Below are 20,308 nucleotides of genomic sequence, written 5' to 3' on the forward strand. Positions count from 1 at the left end.
GTCGTATCGCCCGGGTTCATTTTGACCGGCGGTGCCCTGCGCGCTTGTGGAGTGGACGAAGGAAAAGGCGTCAGAGCACTCTGACGCCCCCGAAGGCCACGCTGGTCCTGATCAGGTCAGGCGGTGGGCTTCAGCAGGGGGGGCCGTGACGCCGGCGTCCGCCCGAAAGACGAGCTGTCCGCCGATCATCGTCCAGTAGACCTGGTACGCCTCATCGAGCAGCACCATGTCTGCGTCGGCACCCACCGCGATGCGTCCCTTGTGGGAAAGGCCGAGTACGTCGGCCGGAGTGGTTGCGGCCATGGTCACCGCATCAACCAGAGAAATACCGATTCCGACTGTATTCCTGAGCGCCTCGTTCATCGTGACGGTGCTTGACGCCAGGGTACCGTCCGCGAGGCGGGCCACCCCGCCCCGCACGGTGACGGCGTGACCGCCGAACTGGTATTCCCCGTCGCCCAGGCCCATCGCCTGGAGTGCGTCGGTGATCAGCACCATGCCGCCAGGGCCTTTCATGCGGTGCATCATGCGGACAATGGCTGGGTGCAGGTGAACGTGATCCACGATGGCCTGCACGCTGACGTGCGGTTGCTCAAAGGCCGCGACGATCACGCCGGGTTCACGGTGGTGGATGGGGCGCATACCGTTAAAGCAGTGGGTAACGTGACTGGCCCCCTGCTGGAAGGCGGCCACCGCTTCGTCGTACGTGGCGTCTGAGTGGGCAACGGCGACGACGATCCCGCGCCCGCGGAGGAACCGGGTCATCTCCAGCCCGCCGGGCAATTCGGGGGCCAGGGTCACCATTTTCATGAGGGGGCCAGCGTGCTCCAGTACCGTGTGCATCTCGGTGAGGTCGGGATGACGCAAGTGGGCCTCGTTTTGCATCCCTTTGCGCTTTACGTTCAGGTAGGGTCCCTCCGCGTGGATGCCCGCAATGACGGCCCCAGGCTCCTGCCCGACCACGTCCTTGACCCGCTCAACCAGTTGCACCAGGGCGTTCATGGTCGAGCTGACGGAGGTCGCCAGAAAGGAGGTGCAGCCGGTGGCGGCACAGACACGCGAGACTTCCTCGATGCTCTCGCGGGTTCCGTCCATCATGTCCTTGCCGTTGGCGCCGTGAATATGTACGTCGATCATCCCGGGAATCAGCAGCCGGCCTCCCCCGTCCAGGACGGCCGCCCCGGCCGTCCGCCGGGCCAGACCGGAGACGACGGCCTCGATCCGGCCATTGACGACGTGCACGGCTCCGTTGTCAATCAGGCCGCCATCGGCGATCACACGGACGTTTTCAATCCATACATGTTCCATTTGAAGCCTCCCCACGCGGGTGATCCCACTCGTACCCAGAGGTGACGCCTCTGCCCTGGAAGGAGGGGTGTGACGCGCCGCAGCCGCACGCAACGTCAGAAGCGCACCCAGCAGATGCTGGCGCCTCTGCACGCCGGACAATACACCTTCGGGGCGCAGGCCGTTTTCCTGAAACTGGGCACACGCATTTGCGGTACGCGCGCAAGGCCCTCCGCCCATGGGACGCGGCGTACCCCGTCAGCAACCCCTTGACGGCCGCACAGGTCTTCGCGCTGGCTCACGCGTACGGGTTGTGCAGAAATTTTAAACGTCAGGGCATAGGCTCGCTGGGATTCACGCCGCCGAACGCCTCCTCCGCCCGTCGTCCTACGCGCGCTGCCATCAGTTGCCCTGCTGTCGCCATGAGCCGCGGATGACGCGTCCCGAGTTCGAGCAGGAGCCCTGGTGAGAAATCGCCGGAGAGCAGCCGGGCGAAAGGTTTAGGTGGGATGGCCCTCAACAGGGGAAGGCGTTCCTCCCAGGCCGCGTCATCGTACGACACCATCCGCTCATGGACGGCGTGAGCGAGCCGCAGATTGCGCCCAAACTCGCGCTGCCAAGCTTGGGCGTAGCGCTCAAGGAAGCTGGACGAAGCGTCCTGCGCGCGAACGGCCTGGGCCGCTATAGCCCCTGCGAGGTCACCCGCCCGCATCACGTAACGAATGCCCTCACCGACGAGACTCGAGACCTGCCCGGCCGCGTCGCCGACCACCAGGAGGCCGTCGGCAACGAGCGGGACGGTGCCGGGAGCGGTGGCGGGCACAAGGCCTGCATGCACCTCAACAGGACTGGCCCCACGTAAACTCGGCAGCCGCTTTGCGACGGGCTCAAGGTAAGCGCGGGGGTCGAGCTCCGTGTGTGGCCGGGTCACGCCGACGCCCAGACGTACCCGGCTGCCTCCGTACGGGAAGGCCCAGGCGTACCCCCGGGGGGCAACCCCTGAGCCGACGAACAGCACCGCTTCACGCTCGTCGAACTCTGGCGCGAAGAGATCGAGCTCTGCACCGTAGCCCACGCTGCGAAAACCAGGATGCACCCCTGCGCGCTGGGCCACCAGAGCGGCGTGCCCACTCGCGTCCACGACGAGGTGGGCCCGCACCTCACGTACCTGGCCGGAAAGTCCATCGCGGAAGCGCACCCCGACGATCTTCCCATTCTCGCGGAGCGGCGCCTCAACCCGTGCCTTCAGGCGAACGGTCACGCCCGCGGCGATGGCCTCCTGCGCGAGGTGTTGGTAGAGACCCCGGACGTCGAGAACGCAGGTGACGGGCTGATCGTACCCGTAGACCGCTTCACTGCGCGGACCGACGAAACGGATGCGGCTGATGGGATGGTAGAGACGCGCGGGCACGCCGAGCTTCTCGAGCTCAGCGATAAAGCTGCCGCCGCTCGTCCGCACGGGAACGCCCACAGCGTCCGCCTTCTCAAGCACCAGCGTCCGTGCGCCGCCAAGGGTGGCTGTGCGGGCCGCCCGCAGCCCAGCTGGTCCAGCCCCCACCACAACGACATCCCATTCCTCCACCGAACGTTCGAGCATTGCCTATGGTACGGTCTCGCCCAGCTTCAGGCGCATTACGGCTCCTCCTGCTCGCGCTCCAGACGAAGCTGTCACGGGAGGAACGTTGGATCACGCACACACCACTGCTCTGCCGGGGTGCCCAGCAACATTGTGGGCCGTGGACGTGGCAGCGGAATGCCCGCCGGATCTGGGGACCGCCAGGGTGTCCCGCAAAGCCAAAGAGGCGAAGGACTCGCGCTCGGCCCGTTCACTTGCATGTCTGATCGGCCCATGCCTGCGCCCGTGCAAAGGCCCATCAGGCGGCCGCGTCGCGCTCACTTCCGCCGTCTTGTCCCGAGCAGTCCGCAGCGCCACGCTCCGGCGCATACCAGGGCATGTGGATGGAGAGGGTCATGGTCACGGGCGCCACGCCACCAGGAGAGGACAGGGGAGAGGACCCCTGCAGCCGCGGAAAACCAAAGAAGAAGGCGACCCGGAGGCCGCCTTGATTTCTTCAACATAGCGCCGAATGCACGCAAAGTCAATGACATGCACTGGGATGCGGACAAAAGTCTGCACATGCAGGGCCAGATCGGCGTTTTTCAGCCCTGATGTAACCTCCACGTGGGACCACTCCAGGGCAGTTCGCGTCAGAGACGGTGAAATTTTTCCAGGGCCAGCCGAGCCGGGCAGGTGGGCATACCCATCTATTGGGAGAACGGGTATGCAACTGAAAAACACACCCCTACAGTCTCTCGATCATCCGTCCCATCCGCTCTGGCGCTTCCACGCCGCTGTGTCACCGCTTTTCCTGCTCGCTCTGCTCCGCAGCGCTGCACGTCCGCTCGGATTGGTCCGTGGCTGTGTCACGAATCAAGCGGAATCCTTATCGGATGGCCTTTTTCTATGCCGATGAATTCCGTTCGGCTTCCAAGCTGCATCGGGTGCGGGACCTGCCGCGCACACTTGGGGCGTCCCACGGCCTTATGTCCTGCGGTGCTGCTGACCAGTTGGGCTGCGACCTCTTTCCGACGTGGACTGGCCGGGCTGGGGATGGCCTCAATTTCTGCCACCGTCCCCTGTCGTCGCAGCGTGCCGGCACGGTGACCCCCGGCGTTTGAACCTACAGGTCGCCAAATGGCGTCCAGATCAAATGTACAACTCCTCTTTCTGGTCCTCCCGCATGGGACAGCGCTGTCCCATGACATTGGGACAGCTCCCCATTCACACTCTACGCAGGTCAAGAAACCAGTCGCCCATTCACCCCCTTCTGGAGGTTTACCTATGAAACGCACTCTTATGACACTGGCTGTCTTCTCCCTGACGTCTGCTTCGTACGCCTCACAAGTGGCAGGTGCATGGTACTTCGGCCGTTGGAGTTGCGTGATCGATGGGCGCGCCGCCCAGATGGTCTGGGAGGTCGTGGACGACTCCCGAACGAGTTGCAACGGCGATACCTGCTCGACGTCCAGCGGCGCCGCTATTCGCGGATGGTTCAAGGACGGCAACGGACCCTGGGTCAAACTCACTGACCGAAGTGCTGTTGGCCCTGATTTGCGCTTCACGTACACGGGCGACAACACCCGCTGGTTCCTGCGTTATAACCGCGACACCCGGGTAGCGAATGGGAACACGGTGTGGCGCGGCAACGCGTACCCCCTGAACTGCGTTCAGGGCAGAGGCTGAGCGCATTTGGCTTGAAGAGAAGAGGCGGCCTTACGACGTCCACCCACCCATGCTCGCGGCCCTTAGCCGTAGCGCCCCCAACCCAACGAGGTCCCCATGAACCTGACCCAGCTCGGCTCCATCACCGTCCGCGGCCTGCTCCTGGCCGCACCGCTCCTGACCCTGGTCACGCCGCCAGCGCAGGCCGCCACCCGCCTGCCTTACGGGCCGAATACCTGCTTGCCAGGGTATGTGTGGCGGGCGGCCACGCCGAGTGATCTGGTGTGCGTCACGCCAGAAGTTCGTGCCCAGGTGGCCGCCGACAACCGCCAGGCACCTGGGCGCCACCTGCCGGGATCACGCAATTGCCGCCAGGGCTACGTGTGGCGCGAAGCGTACGCGGGCGACGCCGTGTGCGTGTTGCCCGCGGCCCGCACGCAGGCCAGAGCGGACAATGCCCAGGCCCAGTCCCGCCTGGTCCTCTCCTCTGGGCCGGAGACGTGCCTTCCAGGCTACGTGTGGCGCGAGACGGTCCCGGGAGATCACGTCTGCGTGACCCCCGCCGTACGCGACCAGGCAACGCTCGACAACAGCCAGGCGGCGGCCCGTCAGCAGCCCAACAGCGCCGCCTGCCTTCCAGGCTATGTCTGGCGCGACGCGTATGACGGTGACGCCGTGTGCGTCGCGCCGGCAACGCGTCAGCAGGCGCACGACGACAACGCCCAGGCAGAGGCCAGACGCGTTCGGTGACGCGGTCATTGGCAGACCCTGCGGTCCCACCTCCGGCCCCCCTCGCCCGCCCCAGCACATTTCGCCCTCATCCGAAAGTCAGGTGCTGCGCGGCCCCAACACCTCCGCTTCACCAACTGTACGTCACGTCGGGCAGAGCGGGCGCCAGACTTAGCGCAGTTGTCCGTAGTGCGCCGCGCGTGGAAGGTCACCCCTTACGGCTCTCCATTCTTCCCCATGCGCATTCAAGTTCGCGCGCTCTGCCCGGTCAAAAAGAAGTCCTCTGCTTGACAAATGCTTTAAGATGACGTTTATAGAAAGCGACAGGAATCGGGTCTTCGGTGGTCTGAAAGGGGTCTGAAAGAAGGGCGACCGCTTACCAGGTGGACTGGCTTTGGTGAAGCAGAGCGTGTAGGAACAGGTTTAGGGACGCCTGCCCGAAGAGCAGAGAAGTGGAAGTTCAGCCAGCACGTTCGTCAACACGTATTGTGATGGAGGGCCTTACATGTCACAGCCGACTTTCGTAGGCTCGATTCCTCAACTGTACGAACAGTACCTCGTTCCACTCATCTTTCAACCGTACGCGGTGGACCTCGCTGCCCGTACCGTTGCCGTTCAACCTCGGCGGGTTCTTGAAGTGGCCGCGGGTACAGGGGCCGTGACCCGAGAACTGGCAAAAGCATTGCCGCCATCCACGTCCATCGTTGCGACTGACCTGAGCGAAGCGATGCTCGATCAAGCAATAGGCAGAGGAACTGTACGGCACGTGACGTGGCAGTTGGCCGATGTCATGAAGCTTCCTTTCCCGGATGCTGAGTTCGACACGGTGGTCTGCCAATTTGGCGTGATGTTCTTTCCGGAGAAGGCCCAAGCATTGGCAGAAGCCCGGCGGGTATTGCGCCCGGGTGGGCAGCTCATCTTTAGCGTTTGGGCAGGACTTGAATACAACGATTTTGCATGCACAGTCGTTAAGGCCGTTGACACGTTGTTTCCGCAAAACCCCCTCCGGTTTGTAAAGAGCGTCCCGCATGGATACCACGATACGGCTGTCATCGCTCAGGACCTTGCGTTGGCTGGATTCACGCGTAACCCTGCGGTCACCATCGTCGCCAAGGTCAGTTCGGCTGCCTCTCCCCACATTCCCACAGTCGCCTTCTGCTGGGGCACACCTATGCGCACTGAACTTGAGGCACGTGGCCCAGGCACACTTGACGCAGCGACGACCGTAGCGACAAGAGCGGTGACCGAGCAGTTCGGTTCCGGGGAAGTCGAAGGGAAGCTTCAGGCATACGTTATCTGTGCAATTCGCTAGGCGCTCACCCTCTGGCAGGTCCTACAAAACTGTTCCGCTTCGCGCTCCCCACATCGCGGCCCTGCTCGGCATGCAGGAATGAAGTTTGGCGGGTGGGCGCCGCCTTTTGAACCTGAGCAGGCATAAGAATGGCTTTTGATCGTCTCAGACGAGGACGAGCGCCATGGAGCCCAAACCGAAAGATGTCCGCACACCCGCGCGAGCGGGTTCCACAGAGGAGGCGCCCGGACACCCCCAAAGCAAAGGAACGGTCCACCCCTCGGCCACCCAGTCCCCAGGAAACCCCAGCAGCACCGTGACGCCCCATGGTCCATGTCCCCATGGTCCATGTCCCCGAGGAGCAGGCGTCGGCCCTGCAGTACGCCGGGCATTTGCAACCCGTGCGCTGGGGGTTGGGCCGGCCAAAAGGCGAGCGCGTCCACCTTCCCAACATGGACGCGCGGGGGGATGGTGCCGGCCGCCGGATGGGTCTGGGCCCGTCCCCCGCTTTCGCCGGAGAGGTGGCTTTCGGGTCGCCTCTTTTCTTATGGAGCATGGGAAAGTGCTGAGGTGCTCGGCGCCTCTGGCGTAGCGCCTTTGCTTTCCCAAGTTCCGCCTCGCTCTGGTTCCTGGGGTAGGTCCTCGGGAGAGACCGCAGCGATGTGGCCCATGGAGCCGGCAATCCTGAAGAGAGTAGATGAAGGAGAACACATTTTTCGAAGGTTTTCGTTATATGCCAAGTCATAAGGTTGGCAAGAGATAAAGAGGGCTGCCTGGTCCTCCCGTGTGATCCACATGGATTCCTTTCGGAGGCCCCCAGCACATGATCCTGCCCGTTGTTACCCTCAGTCCGAATGACACTTTCGACTATCAATTGCTGTTCGACCACGCTGGCGTCGGCCTCCTGGAGATCGATTTCGACGGTTGCATCCGCCGCATCAACGCCAATGGCGCGGCTTTCTTCGGTCGCTCGGCCGAAGTCATCACCGGGCAGAACGTCACGGTCCTCACCCATCCTGAGGACATTCCCCGGACAATCGACGCTCTCCAGCAGGTCGTCCGAGGTGACACGTCCCTGGCCGTCCTGGAAAAGCGTTACGTCCGTGCAGACGGTGAAATCGTCTGGTCCCGCTCCCGCGTTTCCCTGCTGCCCACACGGTCCGGGCCAGCCACCTCTGTGATCGCCGTTATCGCGGATATTACCGACCTCAAGCGCGCGCAACAGGACCTTGAAGCGCTCAACCTCAGCCTCCAGGCAACCCTCGAAGGTGGCCTGCTCGGACTCGGCATTGCCTTGGAAGCCCGCGATCTGGAGACCTCCGGCCATACCCTGCGGGTGATGCAGTACAGCTTGCAACTGGGAGAGGCCCTCGGTCTGGATGCCGTGATGCTTACCGAACTCAAGCACGGTGCCAGTCTGCACGACCTCGGCAAACTCACCATCCCAGACGCCGTGCTCCTCAAACCGGGCCGCCTGGACGCCGCGGAATGGGCCCTGATGCAAACCCATGCGCACAACGGCTATGAGATCGCCTCTCGCATTCCAACGCTGCCCCGCCTGGCGCTGGACGTTATTCGGCACCATCACGAACGCTGGGACGGCACAGGGTATCCAGACCGCCTCGCTGGTACGGACATCCCCCTCCTGGCGCGAATTTTTGCCGTGTGCGACGTCTATGACGCCCTGACCAGCGAACGGCCCTACAAGCGTGCCTGGTCGCACCAGGCTGCGGTCGATGAGTTACGTGCCCAGAGAGGACGGCAATTTGACGCTGAAGTGGTGGACGCTTTTCTCGCTTTGTTTCCTGTGGTCTCGTCCCTTACGGGTTAACGCTTTCCTTCAGGGTGGCCGCGCCCTTGCCGCCGATGGTCTTGCGGCTCGGGGTGCACAGACCGGGCTGCGTCACGCTTTGGGGCAGTGGGGGAGACCGGCATTCAGGGCAGCATGGTGTGGCGCTTCAAGTCTTCGCCTCCTCGCTGGTCAAAGGTGAAATGATAAGGATTGCGGTGAATTATTACTTCATCACGGACTTATCCCAGCGGAGCGAGCAGGAAAAACGGTGACGCAGAGGCGCGGAATCCCCGGAGCGGACTTGCAAAGCGGCGCAGCAGAGGGGATGCAACGGATGATCCGAAGAGGGTATGCCTTAGCCAGCCAGACCTGCAGCCCCCTCTGCTGCGCCGCGTTCGTCCCCGTCGTCTTCACCGGCGGCCATTGCCGGGCAGGGGGGCTTTTCCGCCACACGGTTTCGCCGGGGTGACCAAACTCTGGAGCCTGACGAGGTCTGGGGTATGTTCGGGCGCCTCTGGGTCTACGGCTGCTGGACGCGCGTGGTCGACACACTTTCCCCACAGGGTGAGGGCCTCCTGCCGGCCCCGGATTTGTCCTTCTGGAGTACTGCACCGCTGTCAACGAAGATGGGAGACCGAATGCGCATTTTTAATTGCTCTTCAGCGTTCCGCGCGTTTTCTCACCGCTGTTCCCCTTCCTTGTGTGCAGTTGGCTGACCTGCCACGCCGAGCGCGAGCCGCCGCGCCACCATTCCAGTTCGGGGCGCTGTAGGCGGCCTGCGCGGACATCCGTTGCCGTGGCGCTGGGCGCTCGTCTTTTGATACCCGTTGACGATGTCGAGCTTACACTCAAAGCGGCAGACCCTCAACGAGCACCATGTCAAACTCAGCAATGCCTTCTCTGGCCTGCTTGGCCTCTCCGTAGGCTTCGGAGGCATACCACGCCTCTGCAAGGTCTAGGGTCGGGAACTCCACCAGCACCATCCGCTCAGGGTGATATGAACCTTCCAGCACACGGAGGCGACCTCCTCGCACCAGGTAGTGGCCGCCAAACTGCTTGACGGACTGCTCGGCCAGGTCACGGTACGTTTGGATGCGGGTGGTATCAGAAACGCGCGTGTTCACAATCACGTAGGCAGGCACCTTGGCAGTCTACAAAGGCTGGCCCGTACCGCGAAAACCCTCGTTGAAACAAGCAGGGCCGTGGCCGGTGGGGGTCAACGGTTGGACCCGGCGTCAGGCGTTCGATGACTCCTCACGCTATGGGCCCAGCCCGGCGCGGGGCCGTGACGCGTTGAAGCAAGCCAACCGCTCTGGTAGGGCGGTCCAGCCGTCCCTGTGCGGCCCTGACCACCCAACACCTCTTGGGCGAGCGAAAGAACCGGGAGACCTGGCCCAGTTTCATCCCTGCTCTGTAGCCCTGATGAGGATTCCGGTTCATCCGTGATGAAACACGGGCCAACCCGAGCAGACGTGCAACGCGGCGCCGCAGAGGGGGCAGGCGAAACGGCGACACAGAGTCGTGGAAGCCCCGGAGCGGACTTGCAGAGCGGCGCCGCAGAGGGGACGACATGGATGATCCCCAAACCGTATGAGGCGTCGGGCTGATTTCGCCCCATACAGGGAAAACGGCTGCACAGGTGGAGTCAGTAGCATGCCCGAAGGATCAAGGAGGTCCCCTCATGCCCAATCCATTTATTCAACCCACCCCCATTGAGCCACTGACCTCCGACGGGTTCAGCGTCACGCTACTTGGTACGGGAACCCCTCGCGCCTACCCTGGAGCGGCCAAACCCGCAGTGGCTGTTGCTGTGGCGGGGCAGGTCCTCTTGTTTGATTGCGGCAGTGACACCGTTCGGCAACTCATCGCGTCCGGCCTCATGCCGCAACGCATCCGGGACGTGTTTTTCACCCATCACCATTACGACCATAACGCTGGTTTCCCAGATTTATTCATCAGCAGTTGGCGGACTCACGTTGGCGTCATCAATGGCCGGAGCCGGTCTATGCGTGTCTATGGTCCAACGCGTACCCAGGAGATTGTCGGCGGGTTCTACCGCGCTTTGGCCTACGACATAGATTTGCGCGTGGCTTACAATAAATCTGAGGCCGAGGGCGCTTCCGTTGAATTCTTCGAGCAGAATGCGGGTGTCGCGTTCGATGAAGGTGGCGTGCGGGTCACGGCCTTCGAGGTGGACCACCGGCCCGTACACCCCGCCTTGGGATACCTCATTGAGTACCGTGGACGTCGTGTGGTGATCAGCGGTGACACCCGCCCAGTGCCGAATACTGTCCGCCACGCTCACGAAGCGGACCTTTTGATCCATGATGCTTACAACGGGCAGTGGTTGAGTGAGATCGCCGCTGAGAATCCGGCACAGGCTGTGCAAGTGACCAACCCGGCGAAGTACCACACCACCACGCTCGAAGCAGCGCAAGTGGCTCAGGACGCGAGGGTCAAACACCTGGTCCTTACGCACCACATCCCTGTGCCCCAGGCGACGCCGGAGGCTGAAGTGGCGTACACAGCGGGAATGTCAGAAATCTACAGAGGGAAGATCACCGTCGGACGCGACCTGATGCGTTTCAATCTCTTATAAGGATTCAGGTGAATCTGTTATTTCATAACGGATTCACCTGAGCGGAGCGAGCAGGAAAAACGGTGCTGGGGAGGCGCGAAATCACCGCAGCGGAGCCCTCGGAAGAGAAAGGAAGATTCGGTAACTGTATCAAGGGCCGGAAGTTGTTGCCCGCTGACCAGAAAGTTATCGGTGGGGAGTGGTTCGTCGCGCCGCATAAACATTTCCCGGGTGATTCATAGATATGGAGCCCATTAACCCATCAGGCTATTTAGTCGTCTGGATTCCATCCGTAAATCCATTTGGCAATCTCTTCTTCGGAGGTATACTACGCCGTTTAGGGCTGAGCGAGGTTATGGGCGAGGACGGCCAGGACGACGCGGAGCCGGAGAGAGGGAAGCGTTTTGGTCTGAACGGAGCGAATTTGAGCTTCGACCAATTGTGAAAAGACGGTTTCAATGCGTTTGCGGAGCTTTGGGTGGCGGTCTTGCCGCCACCCGTTGTCATAGCGGGTGTTTTTCTTGGGTGGGAACAGGTAGCCCAGGCAGCAATAGCCCTTGTCCCCAATGATCTTTGGCCCGCCGAACTCAGGCCACCTCCGGTTCAACTCATAGCTGACGGTGGTGTCGTGAAGATTGGCGGGTTTGAGGAGGTACTGGACGATCTCCCCTGCGGGTGTCACCCAGGCATGCAGCTTGTACCCGTACACGTCGCCCTGGGTCCCAAACCCCCATTTCGCTCCCGGGAACTTGCACCGCTTGCCTCGTTTCGGGCGACACACCGGGAGCGGCATGGAGTCAATGATCACTTCTGCACAGCGTTTGGCGGGGCTGACCAAGGCTTCGAGGCGTTCCAGCAGACGCACGCTTCGCATGTACGCCTGGGTGTAGGAGGGAAGACCGACGCGGTCTTCCCTCAACATGTTCCACCAGATCGAGCGATACGGCTGCTTGAACACGAAGCGAGCGAGCAAGAGGGCCACGAGCAGGGCATCCGTCAGCTTCTGATGCTTAAATCGCTTCTGATCGCTGAAGTGCCGCTTCGCCCAACGGTGGAGCTGACGAATCACCGCACGACGACCTAAACTATGATGGAGACGGTATCTGCACATACCGTCTCCATTTTTCCTCGTCTCCGTCCTACTCGGCTACCCCAGCCTCAAGCCCTAAACGGCGTTTGCAGTTGGCGATTCCGTCTCTCAAACACGGGAATTCTCGGGAGGTAACTGGTGAAAGAAAGCCCTTGAACAACAGGTTCCTGGAGCAACTGCAACTGTAGTACTAAGGGTCAGTTCACGGTGGCCAGCCAGCTTTTTCCCCAGTTGCCTGTCCTATATGGTTTTCGGATCATCTGTTATGTCCCTCTGCTGCGCAGCTTTGCAAGTCCGCTTCTGTGATTCCACGCGGTGCTGACCCAGGAGGAACGAGCCACAGGGCGGCGAGGGTGTTCACTTGGGGAGCTCCTCTTGGAGAACCTGCGGCATGTATCCCTCCGGCGCGTGCATCACCTGAGCCGGGGAAACATCCACCCCCGTGCCGAGAAACAGGAGAATGTGGGCGGGCAGAGCCTCAGGTCCCATGATTTCCCCCCCCTTCTCTCCACACGTCTCGGTCAATAATTCGGTCAGACGTCTCGTCACCAAGCCGACCAAAACCTTCCGTCTGCGCTCCGGGCATGTGTCAAAGTGCGGACTTCTTTTTGCCCGAGCCCAGTGGGCGAGTTTGAAAGAGGCTTGGGGAGAATAGAGCCGTGAGGGGTGCCCTTCCACTCACGGCGTTCTTCGGACAAATGTTCCAGGGCATCCAACGAAGTGATCATAGATGTGCGGGACACCAGTGCGGTTGTGTCGGTCGCCCTGCGGCACATACACAACGTAGGCGCCGGGCCTGCCAGCTCCAGTTTCCTGACTGCCACGCCCTCCGCACCGGGTTCCGGCTTTAGCAGCACTCCCCTGTCGGGCGGCGTGGGCCCGATCGATCGCTCACCCCTGAAGGAGGAGGCTTTGCGCCCACCCCCTTTTCTGTAAGCACCTTTCAAAGTTCCGGATGAGCACGAGAAGGAGTCTTAAAGTGCGTCTGAAAAAGGTCAGGGTGGACCTTTGACCAAACGGCGGACCATCAAGCGGATCCTCACCTCGTAGATAAGGTTTTCAGCCGTCTCCGGCAGCGCTTCATCGTCCCTGGCCATGCGCCTGGATTTCCAGGGCCAGGCAAAGGTCCGCTCTACGACCCAGCGGCGTTTCAGCACCACGAATCCCGCAGGCACCTCCACACGTCGTGGAGGTGCGCCTTTCGGTGCCCAGGTGCTCTGCTGTCCTGACCAGGGATGCTTCACGATCTCCAGCATCCAGCCGAGAAACGTTCCCTGTTCTCCTGCCAGTTTTCCGGTGTATCCCGCATCCGCCCACGGGTGCTTCATTCGGGGAAAAACATTTGGCGCCCCCTCGCAGGAGGAGGACCACGCCCGCGCGGGGGAAGGACGTCCGCTTCATGCACTTTGATTGCCATGACGAGACAGGGCGTATCCACGAGCAGATCACGCTTCCTTACCATTGACCTTCTGACCGCCGTCGTCACCACGTGGCCCACCCGCCTCGGTGGTTATGACCGATTGACTGTCAATCATTCCAGCACTTGGTGTCTCAGGGCGTCCTTCTCGCACCCGGACGACCTTCACGTAATTTGGTCTGCAACGCTTTCCACACGCCTTGCCGCCTCCACATCCTGTGCGCGTGGTCGGTTGTTTGCCAGGGGGAAAGATCGTGAGGCCGTCGCCCGCCAGGCCACGACCTCCGCGGAGGACGGAGAAGATGCTCTCCAGAATTTCTTGCAAAGACCACTTGCGCGGTCGACCCACAAGCAATTCAGGTGGGGTCAGCGGCTGGAGGACGTTCCACCTGGCATCGGTGAGGTCGTTTGGGAGGTCACGCCCGCGTCACGCGGGCACCACCTCCGCCCCATCATCCCTCCATCCTCTAATCAGGCAAAACCCGCTCCAGCACGTTTTTCAGTCGCACTTTATTGATCGCGGTATAAATCGGTATGAATTCCAGTGGGACGTTCTGCGTGCTGGCCATTTTCCCCGTGACCCGGGGTGCGGAGGACCGGTGCGAACCTACGCCGTGATCAATAAGGAAGTTAAAATTAAGCAGGAGGACCTATTGGGGGATGGCAGAGACAAGTAGAGTCAGCCGATGCTTGCGTACCCCTGGACCTCTTCCGTGTTTCTCAATTCTGCTCAGCTCCTGTTGGACTTCGCTTGATTCCCTGGGTTCCGCTGGCCCGCGCGGCCATTCCCGGCACGCAGCAGGACCTGTGTCTATATCGCCGCGGAGAACAGCTGGAGTTCTCAATCAAGATCTCGGGCTATGTTAGCGAGCTTATGAACAGCCGCATGCACGCTTCTGAAGATGCCCTGGCCGAGCTGGGCTGCGCAGTGATTGTGGACCGCCCAGAGCCGCATGTCCTCGTTGGAGGCCTCGGCATGGGCTTTACTCTTGCTGCTGCCCTGAAGGCATTAGGACCAAACAGCGTGGTTACGGTAGCCGAATTGGTGCCGGAGGTCGTGGAATGGAACAGGGGGCCGCTGGGCGAGTGCGCCGCCTTCCCCCTTAAGGATCCCCGTGCCCACATTCATGTGGGTGACGTCGCTGAACTGCTGCGACAAGGACCCGCAATCTATGACGCCGTGCTGCTGGACGTAGACAATGGCCCTCATGGCATGACGCACCACGGAAATGACTGGCTCTACTCGCCGCCTGGACTGGCTGCCGCGCGGCGGACCTTACGGCCTGAGGGCGTGCTTGCCATCTGGTCAGCTGCAGCAGATCACCGATTTACGCAGCGTCTCCGGCGAGCAGGCTTCCGGGTAGACGTGCGAACGGTGCGTGCCCGCCCTGGCAAGGGCGCCTACCACACCATATGGTTAGCGCACCGGACACCCGATGTGGCCGCTGGCCAGACTCAATCCCCAAAGCGGGTGCGTCGCAAGCGAAGTGCGCGGCCCTAACGTGGCTGGAACGCGAGCAATCGTTCGTCGGGATTGCCTCGTTCTCGGAGTTGTTGTTTCTAAAGTGCGACTGAAAAACGTGCTGGAGCGGGTTTTGCCTGATTAGAGGATGGAGGGATGATGGGGCGGAGGTGGTGCCCGCGTGACGCGGGCGTGACCTCCCAAACGACCTCACCGATGCCAGGTGGAACGTCCTCCAGCCGCTGACCCCACCTGAATTGCTTGTGGGTCGACCGCGCAAGTGGTCTTTGCAAGAAATTCTGGAGAGCATCTTCTCCGTCCTCCGCGGAGGTCGTGGCCTGGCGGGCGACGGCCTCACGATCTTTCCCCCTGGCAAACAACCGACCACGCGCACAGGATGTGGAGGCGGCAAGGCGTGTGGAAAGCGTTGCAGACCAAATTACGTGAAGGTCGTCCGGGTGCGAGAAGGACGCCCTGAGACACCAAGTGCTGGAATGATTGACAGCCAATCGGTCATAACCACCGAGGCGGAGGGGCCACGTGGTGACGACGGCAGTCAGAAGGTCAATGGAAGGAAGCGTGATCTGCTCGTGGATACGCCCTGCCTCGTCATGGCGATCAAAGTGCATGAAGCGGACGTCCTTCCCCCGCGCGGGCGCGGTCCTCCTCCTGCGAGGGGGCACCAAATGTTTTTCCCCGAATGAAGCACCCGTGGGCGGATGCGGGATACACCGGAAAACTGGCAGGAGAACAGGGAACGTTTCTCGACTGGACGCTGGAATCCCTGGTCAGGCCGGCAAAGCACCTGGGCACCGAAAGGCGCACCTCCACGACGTGTGGAGGTGCCCAAGGGTTTTATAGTGTTGAAACGGCGTTGGGTCGTGGAGCGGACCTTTGCCTGGCCCTGGAAATCCAGGCGCATGGCCAGGGACGATGAAGCGCTGCCGGAGACGGCTGAAAACCTTGTCTACGAGGTGAGGATCCGCTTGATGGTCCGCCGTTTGGCCAAAGGTCCACCCTGACCTTTTTCAGACGCACTTTAGCTGTACTTAGGGGAATATTCACGGGCCACGCCGAAGCTGTCCTGGACGTGACCCAGTCCTGTAGGCCTGAGCGCTCAGGGGCAAACGGTGCCGTGTTGAACCCCCGGCTCTGGGCTTCACGAGTGGGGCCGTACCCCCATTCCTCCGCCAGATTGAAGGGCGGTCGCTCCTTCCCTGACCCACAGCACGAAGTGGTTTCAACAGTGCACGGGCCCATAAATGCCGTGCCAGACAGTATATGCATACTCCTCTGAATTTCCCCGAAGTACAGTTAGACCTCTTGCGAAAGTGGTGGGCTAAGCTGGCAGGCTGGAGCGAGACCGTCTGGCACGCACGCTAAAGATGAACCGCAAGTAGTTTCGTCGACGCACCGGGGTCTACCCGGAGACCTTTGCCGAGATGGAAGAGGTGCTGATGCGACGCGAAGGGCGGAAGAAGAAGTCTGGGCGTCCAGCCGCGCTCAGCGTGGCGGAACAATTGCTGATGACGCTGGAGTTCTGGCGCGAGTAGCGTACCTTCGCGCACCTGGGAGACGACTGGGACGTGCATGAGCATGGCGTGCACCGCACGGTGGAACGCGTGGAAGCGGCTCTGATCGCCAGTGCACGGTTCCAGATGCCCAAGAAACGCGTGTTTCAGGAAGCGCAACTCGTGTACAGCATCGTTGCGGTCGATGCAGCTGAAGTGCCCTGTGAACGGCCCAAAAAAAGCAGCGCGCTTGGTACAGCGGGAAGAAAAAGTGCCACACCCTGAAATTTCAGCTGATCATCTGCACCGTGACGCAGCGCATCCTGAGCACCGCCACAAGCGCTGGAGCAGTTCACGACCTGAAGCTGTTGGGTTCGTCAGACGTCCGTTTTCCTCACCAAACGGCGCTGATTGGAGATGCTGGGTACCAGGGCTTGTGGAGAAGCCACAGCACGCCATCACTCCTCATGGGGAACCAAAATGATTCCTGTATATATCTAGATATGTGATGAGGACACAGATCACGTCTAAGAAGACTTAAATAGATATGACTTTCGTAGCTATATGAGTGACAATCATTATTGTCCCGTATCACAAGGCGACGCGAGCGCCCACCTCTGTCCGCGGAGCAGCGCCAGGACAACCGCGTGCTGACCTATATCCGGCAGGCAATCGAGCATGTGATTCGTCGCATGAAGATCTTTCGCGTGTTGCAGGGCATGTACCGACATCGGCGGCGTCGGTTTGCGCTCCGGGTTCAGCTCACCGCGGCCCTGTGCAACCTCACACAAGCTTGCCGATCATGACTTTCGCAAGAGGTCTAATAAATGGCGCAAGTTGTCCGTGCCTTACTTCTGCAGCCGAGGCTTGATCCAGCTCGTGTACGCCGGTTCCAGACCGCGGACCAGCCCACGCAGCGTCTGCACCGTGAGGTAGGGCCACACGGGGGCAGGGGCAGGGAGGGGTTGTTGTACTGACGCAACACGGCCAGCACCAGGCTCAACAGCTTGCGGGCCGAGGTGCCCTCGATCTGGGGCAGCATCTGGCCAATCACCAGCGAAACGATGTTGCGCACTTCTGTGGCCAGGGCCAACGCTTCAGCCATGCTTGGCCGCCCATCGGCACGTACGTTGCTAATCGCCTTCTGGACCAGGGCGTCTATGCGGGGCAGCACCCGTCCAGCAGCGCCGAGAGCTCGCCGTCGTCCGTGGGTGTCTCGACAAGCGGCAGGGAATTCAGGGACGGCATCTGGGGAACAGGTGAGGTGGAAACGGTGCTCTGGGGCCTGAGGGCAGGCGTCTCGGTCTTGGTGAAGGTAATGCCCCGCTCAGCGCGCGATCGGAGGATCCCGGCAATGCGGGGTTCAACAGGTATCAGGACCTCGGGAAAGGGCGCGGCCCCTGCCCAGCGCGGAGGCTGAAGGGAGGACGGATTGGGAGAAAACGTTTCTTTTTGTTGGTCAGCTTAATTTGTTTTCTCCGGGGTAATCTTGAACTACAACTGCGAAGGTGTGCGGCGCGCGGTCCTGCCGGGCCTGTTCCCCGAACTGATCGAGCAGCCCGAGGTCCTTAAGACGGGTGGTCTCGTCGCGGTACCGGATGTTCTCGGCCCGGAGGTCCTCGGCTTCCCGCCGCTGGCTGGCCTGCTGAGCAAGGAAGGTCCGCTGCCCCCCGTACTCGCAGCGCACGGCGAGGCGGCGTTCCTCGTTGTCGCCCACGTGGCGGAGGCCGTCCTGCAGGTCCCGGTCCAACTGGGTCTTCTGGCGCTCGGCCTCCTGGATGAACGATCAGCAGCGGCAACACGGCTTCCCACCCTTGCTGTCTGACCTGCACCCGCGTCCCGCAAGGCAGCGCGCGGCGCAGACTTCGGCCCACCGCGGTGGATTTGAAGTGCCCTGAGGGCCTTGTCTCACAGGCCCAAGGGCTTTCGGTGGTGGCTGATAAAAGGTGACCGTGAGGCTCCGGTGGGCCGCAGCGCTCGCGGTAGGAAGGGTCAGCCAGCAGCAGGGCGGCCTTCACAAACCCGCCTCGACCGGCGGCTGCCCTGGTACCTGGCTCCAGGGAGAACACCCTCTGAGGACCTGGGTGGCGCGCTCACGTACGGTCCCCACCGTCACGGTCCCGCCGTCCTGACTGAGGGTGCGGTGATGCACGTTGCGCTCCAGCACCAGCAACCGATGCGGCAGTGGGCCTGCGTGCAGCAGCCCGGCCTACACGGCCGCGGTCCCCGGTGCCGATGTCCCCCGAGGTCACGTGCAGCGACGGGGTGGAGACCGGTACCTTCACGGCCACCAGCCCGGGCCTGACCGGTGGAGGACAAGCCCACGCCGCAGTCTGATACGGTTTGCGGCTTCATCCGTTCCGTCCCCTCCGCTGCGCAGCTTTGCAAGTCCACTTCGCTTCGGTGATTCCACGCCTCTGCGTCACCGTTTTCCTGCTCGTCTTTTCCTGCTCGTCCGGGCTGGCCTGTGGCTGCACCGCGGATACACCCGAATCCGTACGAGAAGCCCATGCCTCAGCGCTGCACAGGCACCTGACTCAGGAGACGGCGAATGGCGAGCGGCCACGCCTGCTCCAGGCGGGATTCACCTCCAAAGCGCACCACCACCGCATGATGTGCCGGGGACACGTAAATCACCTGTCCGAGGTGACCCAGCGCAAAGTAGTCATCGGGCCCGGAAGTGCCGTGTAGGCCCCACCAGTGGTATTTGTAAAACCCTCCTTGTGCTGGCCAGTAGGCCGACACACGCCAGGGACGCTGATCCGACGGATCAAAGGTGACGGCCTCGTCCACCCAGGCCCGCGGCACCAGCTGCCGTCCCTGCCAGCGGCCATGGTGGAGAAACAGCAACCCGAAGCGCGCGAAATCAATTGCGCGGGCGTTCAGGCCGTCCTCGGTCTTCTCCATCCCCGACGGCCTGTCCAGGTTCCAGGATGCCGGCGCGGTCATGCCGAGCGGCTTCCAAAGTTTCTCTGACAGGTACGCTGAGACGCTGCGGCCCGTCACGCGCTCCAGAATCACCGCTTCCAGCAAAGGATGATAATCGTTATACCGGAAGTACTTGCCAACGGGTTCTGGCCCGGCATGAACGCCCAGGGCGCGCCTCCGTGCGTCTTGCGTATAAAACAACTTCGCTTCGTCCGTGAAGGGCGCGAGCAGAGGAAACACGTCGGCGTTCTGGAAGGGAATCCCCGAGGACATCGTGAGGAGATCGCGGATGGTCAGGGCGTCAAGGCCGCGACCGCTGAGCTCGGGGAGATACTCGGTCACCTGGTCTTGAACGCTGCGGATCTTCCCTTCCTGAATGGCGATGCCCACGAGGGTGGACATCAGGGATTTTACCGTTGAGAACGACAGTTGAAGCGACGCGTGGTTCGAGCCGTGGAAGTACCGCTCGTAGATGACCTGATCGCCGCGCACCACGATAAACGCGCGGGTGTTTGTGTCCCGGAGGAACTGCTCGAGGTTGACCCTGGACCCGTTGTGCCCGGGGAGGATCACGTCCTGAGGGAAATGGGTCAGCAGGTGCTGAGGAAGCTCCTGCGGATGAGGAATGGTCGGCACCACCCGTTGAGGAAACTGCGCGGAACTCGTCACACCTGGAAACCCCCACCGGAGGATGCGCAGGCTCTGTGACCAGCCGTTGGCCGCCACCACCGCGGCGGCGTACGCCAGCACCAGGCCAAACAGCACCAAAAGCGCCGCAGACGCGGCGTACGGGAGTGTGGTTCTGATTCGAGAGGCAAGTCCACGGTGCGTCATCGCTGCCTTCAACCCATATCACAAGAAGGCGTGTGGCCCTGTCAGGAACGGCCGGCGGCGATCTGCTCCCCCTTGGTGATCCGTACACGTTCAGCCGGTGACCTCCCTTTTGTGGTGGACGTTTGCGACGTGCGGGTGTCACGCGGGCTTAGCCGCCACATGCCCG

17 protein-coding genes and 1 pseudogene are annotated in these 20,308 nt (G+C 61.9%); 10 read left to right on the forward strand and 8 right to left on the reverse strand.

Annotation, left to right across the window (positions count from 1 at the left end; translation table 11 throughout):
* Positions 1-111 precede the first annotated feature (111 nt).
* Positions 112-1,308: an N-acetylglucosamine-6-phosphate deacetylase gene (gene nagA, locus B9A95_RS07775; protein WP_084046357.1), complete on the reverse strand. Its 1,197-nt coding sequence runs from the start codon at positions 1,306-1,308 to the stop codon at positions 112-114.
* A gap of 310 nt (positions 1,309-1,618) precedes the next feature.
* Positions 1,619-2,884, reverse strand: a complete 1,266-nt coding sequence (locus B9A95_RS07780) for an NAD(P)/FAD-dependent oxidoreductase (RefSeq protein ID WP_084046358.1) — start codon at positions 2,882-2,884, stop codon at positions 1,619-1,621.
* Between the two features lie 1,245 nt (positions 2,885-4,129).
* Here B9A95_RS07780 and B9A95_RS07785 point away from each other — a divergent pair.
* From B9A95_RS07785 to B9A95_RS07805, 4 genes are all read left to right on the forward strand, one after another.
* Positions 4,130-4,531 (forward strand): DUF6006 family protein, encoded by a 402-nt coding sequence (locus tag B9A95_RS07785; protein WP_084046359.1) that lies wholly within the window; start codon positions 4,130-4,132, stop codon positions 4,529-4,531.
* A 96-nt stretch (positions 4,532-4,627) separates the two neighbouring features.
* A complete protein-coding gene (locus B9A95_RS07790; RefSeq protein WP_084046249.1) occupies positions 4,628-5,260 on the forward strand; it encodes a hypothetical protein in 633 nt (210 codons plus the stop codon).
* Between the two features lie 484 nt (positions 5,261-5,744).
* Positions 5,745-6,551, forward strand: coding sequence for a class I SAM-dependent methyltransferase (locus B9A95_RS07795; RefSeq protein WP_084046360.1), 807 nt, complete (start codon positions 5,745-5,747; stop codon positions 6,549-6,551).
* An 802-nt stretch (positions 6,552-7,353) separates the two neighbouring features.
* Positions 7,354-8,361, forward strand: coding sequence for an HD domain-containing phosphohydrolase (locus B9A95_RS07805; RefSeq protein ID WP_084046362.1), 1,008 nt, complete (start codon positions 7,354-7,356; stop codon positions 8,359-8,361).
* 809 nt (positions 8,362-9,170) lie between these two features.
* On the opposite strand, the gene B9A95_RS07810 is transcribed toward B9A95_RS07805, so the two are convergent.
* Positions 9,171-9,464 (reverse strand): DUF1330 domain-containing protein, encoded by a 294-nt coding sequence (locus B9A95_RS07810; protein ID WP_084046363.1) that lies wholly within the window; start codon positions 9,462-9,464, stop codon positions 9,171-9,173.
* 539 nt (positions 9,465-10,003) lie between these two features.
* On the opposite strand from B9A95_RS07810, the gene B9A95_RS07815 reads away from it, so the two are divergent.
* Positions 10,004-10,921 carry an MBL fold metallo-hydrolase gene (locus B9A95_RS07815; protein ID WP_084046364.1) on the forward strand — a complete coding sequence of 306 codons (918 nt, stop codon included), beginning with the start codon at positions 10,004-10,006 and terminating at the stop codon, positions 10,919-10,921.
* A gap of 316 nt (positions 10,922-11,237) precedes the next feature.
* Here the strand turns inward: B9A95_RS07815 and B9A95_RS07820 are convergent, their stop codons facing one another.
* The 3 genes from B9A95_RS07820 to B9A95_RS35165 all read right to left on the reverse strand — a co-directional run bounded on the left by B9A95_RS07820 (position 11,238) and on the right by B9A95_RS35165 (position 13,318).
* On the reverse strand, positions 11,238-12,011 hold the full coding sequence (locus tag B9A95_RS07820) for an IS982 family transposase (protein ID WP_084046365.1): 774 nt from the start codon (positions 12,009-12,011) through the stop codon (positions 11,238-11,240).
* 336 nt (positions 12,012-12,347) lie between these two features.
* Entirely contained in the window at positions 12,348-12,668 is a 321-nt protein-coding gene (locus B9A95_RS36885) for a transposase (protein ID WP_084046366.1), read from the reverse strand.
* 317 nt (positions 12,669-12,985) lie between these two features.
* Positions 12,986-13,318, reverse strand: coding sequence for a transposase (locus tag B9A95_RS35165; protein ID WP_245808184.1), 333 nt, complete (start codon positions 13,316-13,318; stop codon positions 12,986-12,988).
* 840 nt (positions 13,319-14,158) lie between these two features.
* Here B9A95_RS35165 and B9A95_RS07835 point away from each other — a divergent pair.
* The 5 genes and pseudogenes from B9A95_RS07835 (at position 14,159) to B9A95_RS36895 (ending at position 17,186) form a co-directional block, all read left to right on the forward strand.
* Complete coding sequence (locus tag B9A95_RS07835; protein WP_084046367.1) at positions 14,159-14,908, forward strand: spermidine synthase; 750 nt, start codon at positions 14,159-14,161, stop codon at positions 14,906-14,908.
* An 812-nt stretch (positions 14,909-15,720) separates the two neighbouring features.
* Positions 15,721-15,813, forward strand: a pseudogene (locus B9A95_RS35170) (IS5/IS1182 family transposase); the annotation flags it as partial.
* A 657-nt stretch (positions 15,814-16,470) separates the two neighbouring features.
* Positions 16,471-16,665, forward strand: a complete 195-nt coding sequence (locus B9A95_RS35175; RefSeq protein ID WP_245808185.1) for a hypothetical protein — start codon at positions 16,471-16,473, stop codon at positions 16,663-16,665.
* Between the two features lie 8 nt (positions 16,666-16,673).
* Positions 16,674-16,889: a hypothetical protein gene (locus B9A95_RS36890; protein ID WP_425429923.1), complete on the forward strand. Its 216-nt coding sequence runs from the start codon at positions 16,674-16,676 to the stop codon at positions 16,887-16,889.
* 138 nt (positions 16,890-17,027) lie between these two features.
* Entirely contained in the window at positions 17,028-17,186 is a 159-nt protein-coding gene (locus B9A95_RS36895) for a hypothetical protein (RefSeq protein ID WP_245808186.1), read from the forward strand.
* A gap of 653 nt (positions 17,187-17,839) precedes the next feature.
* On the opposite strand, the gene B9A95_RS07860 is transcribed toward B9A95_RS36895, so the two are convergent.
* Together B9A95_RS07860 and B9A95_RS07865 are read right to left on the reverse strand one after the other, a co-directional pair.
* Positions 17,840-18,130, reverse strand: a complete 291-nt coding sequence (locus tag B9A95_RS07860) for a hypothetical protein (protein WP_084046368.1) — start codon at positions 18,128-18,130, stop codon at positions 17,840-17,842.
* A 764-nt stretch (positions 18,131-18,894) separates the two neighbouring features.
* Complete coding sequence (locus B9A95_RS07865; RefSeq protein WP_084046369.1) at positions 18,895-20,142, reverse strand: serine hydrolase domain-containing protein; 1,248 nt, start codon at positions 20,140-20,142, stop codon at positions 18,895-18,897.
* Between the last annotated feature and the right edge of the window lie 166 nt (positions 20,143-20,308).

Source organism: Deinococcus hopiensis KR-140 (assembly GCF_900176165.1).
Classification (GTDB): Bacteria; Deinococcota; Deinococci; order Deinococcales; family Deinococcaceae; genus Deinococcus; species Deinococcus hopiensis.

Coding starts and splice junctions, on each gene's coding strand:
- nagA (WP_084046357.1), bottom strand. CDS start 1,308: ATGGAACATGTATGGATTGAAAACGTCCGTGTGATCGCCGATGGCGGC.
- B9A95_RS07780 (WP_084046358.1), bottom strand. CDS start 2,884: ATGCTCGAACGTTCGGTGGAGGAATGGGATGTCGTTGTGGTGGGGGCT.
- B9A95_RS07785 (WP_084046359.1), top strand. CDS start 4,130: ATGAAACGCACTCTTATGACACTGGCTGTCTTCTCCCTGACGTCTGCT.
- B9A95_RS07790 (WP_084046249.1), top strand. CDS start 4,628: ATGAACCTGACCCAGCTCGGCTCCATCACCGTCCGCGGCCTGCTCCTG.
- B9A95_RS07795 (WP_084046360.1), top strand. CDS start 5,745: ATGTCACAGCCGACTTTCGTAGGCTCGATTCCTCAACTGTACGAACAG.
- B9A95_RS07805 (WP_084046362.1), top strand. CDS start 7,354: ATGATCCTGCCCGTTGTTACCCTCAGTCCGAATGACACTTTCGACTAT.
- B9A95_RS07815 (WP_084046364.1), top strand. CDS start 10,004: ATGCCCAATCCATTTATTCAACCCACCCCCATTGAGCCACTGACCTCC.
- B9A95_RS07820 (WP_084046365.1), bottom strand. CDS start 12,011: ATGTGCAGATACCGTCTCCATCATAGTTTAGGTCGTCGTGCGGTGATT.
- B9A95_RS35165 (WP_245808184.1), bottom strand. CDS start 13,318: ATGAAGCACCCGTGGGCGGATGCGGGATACACCGGAAAACTGGCAGGA.
- B9A95_RS07865 (WP_084046369.1), bottom strand. CDS start 20,142: ATGACGCACCGTGGACTTGCCTCTCGAATCAGAACCACACTCCCGTAC.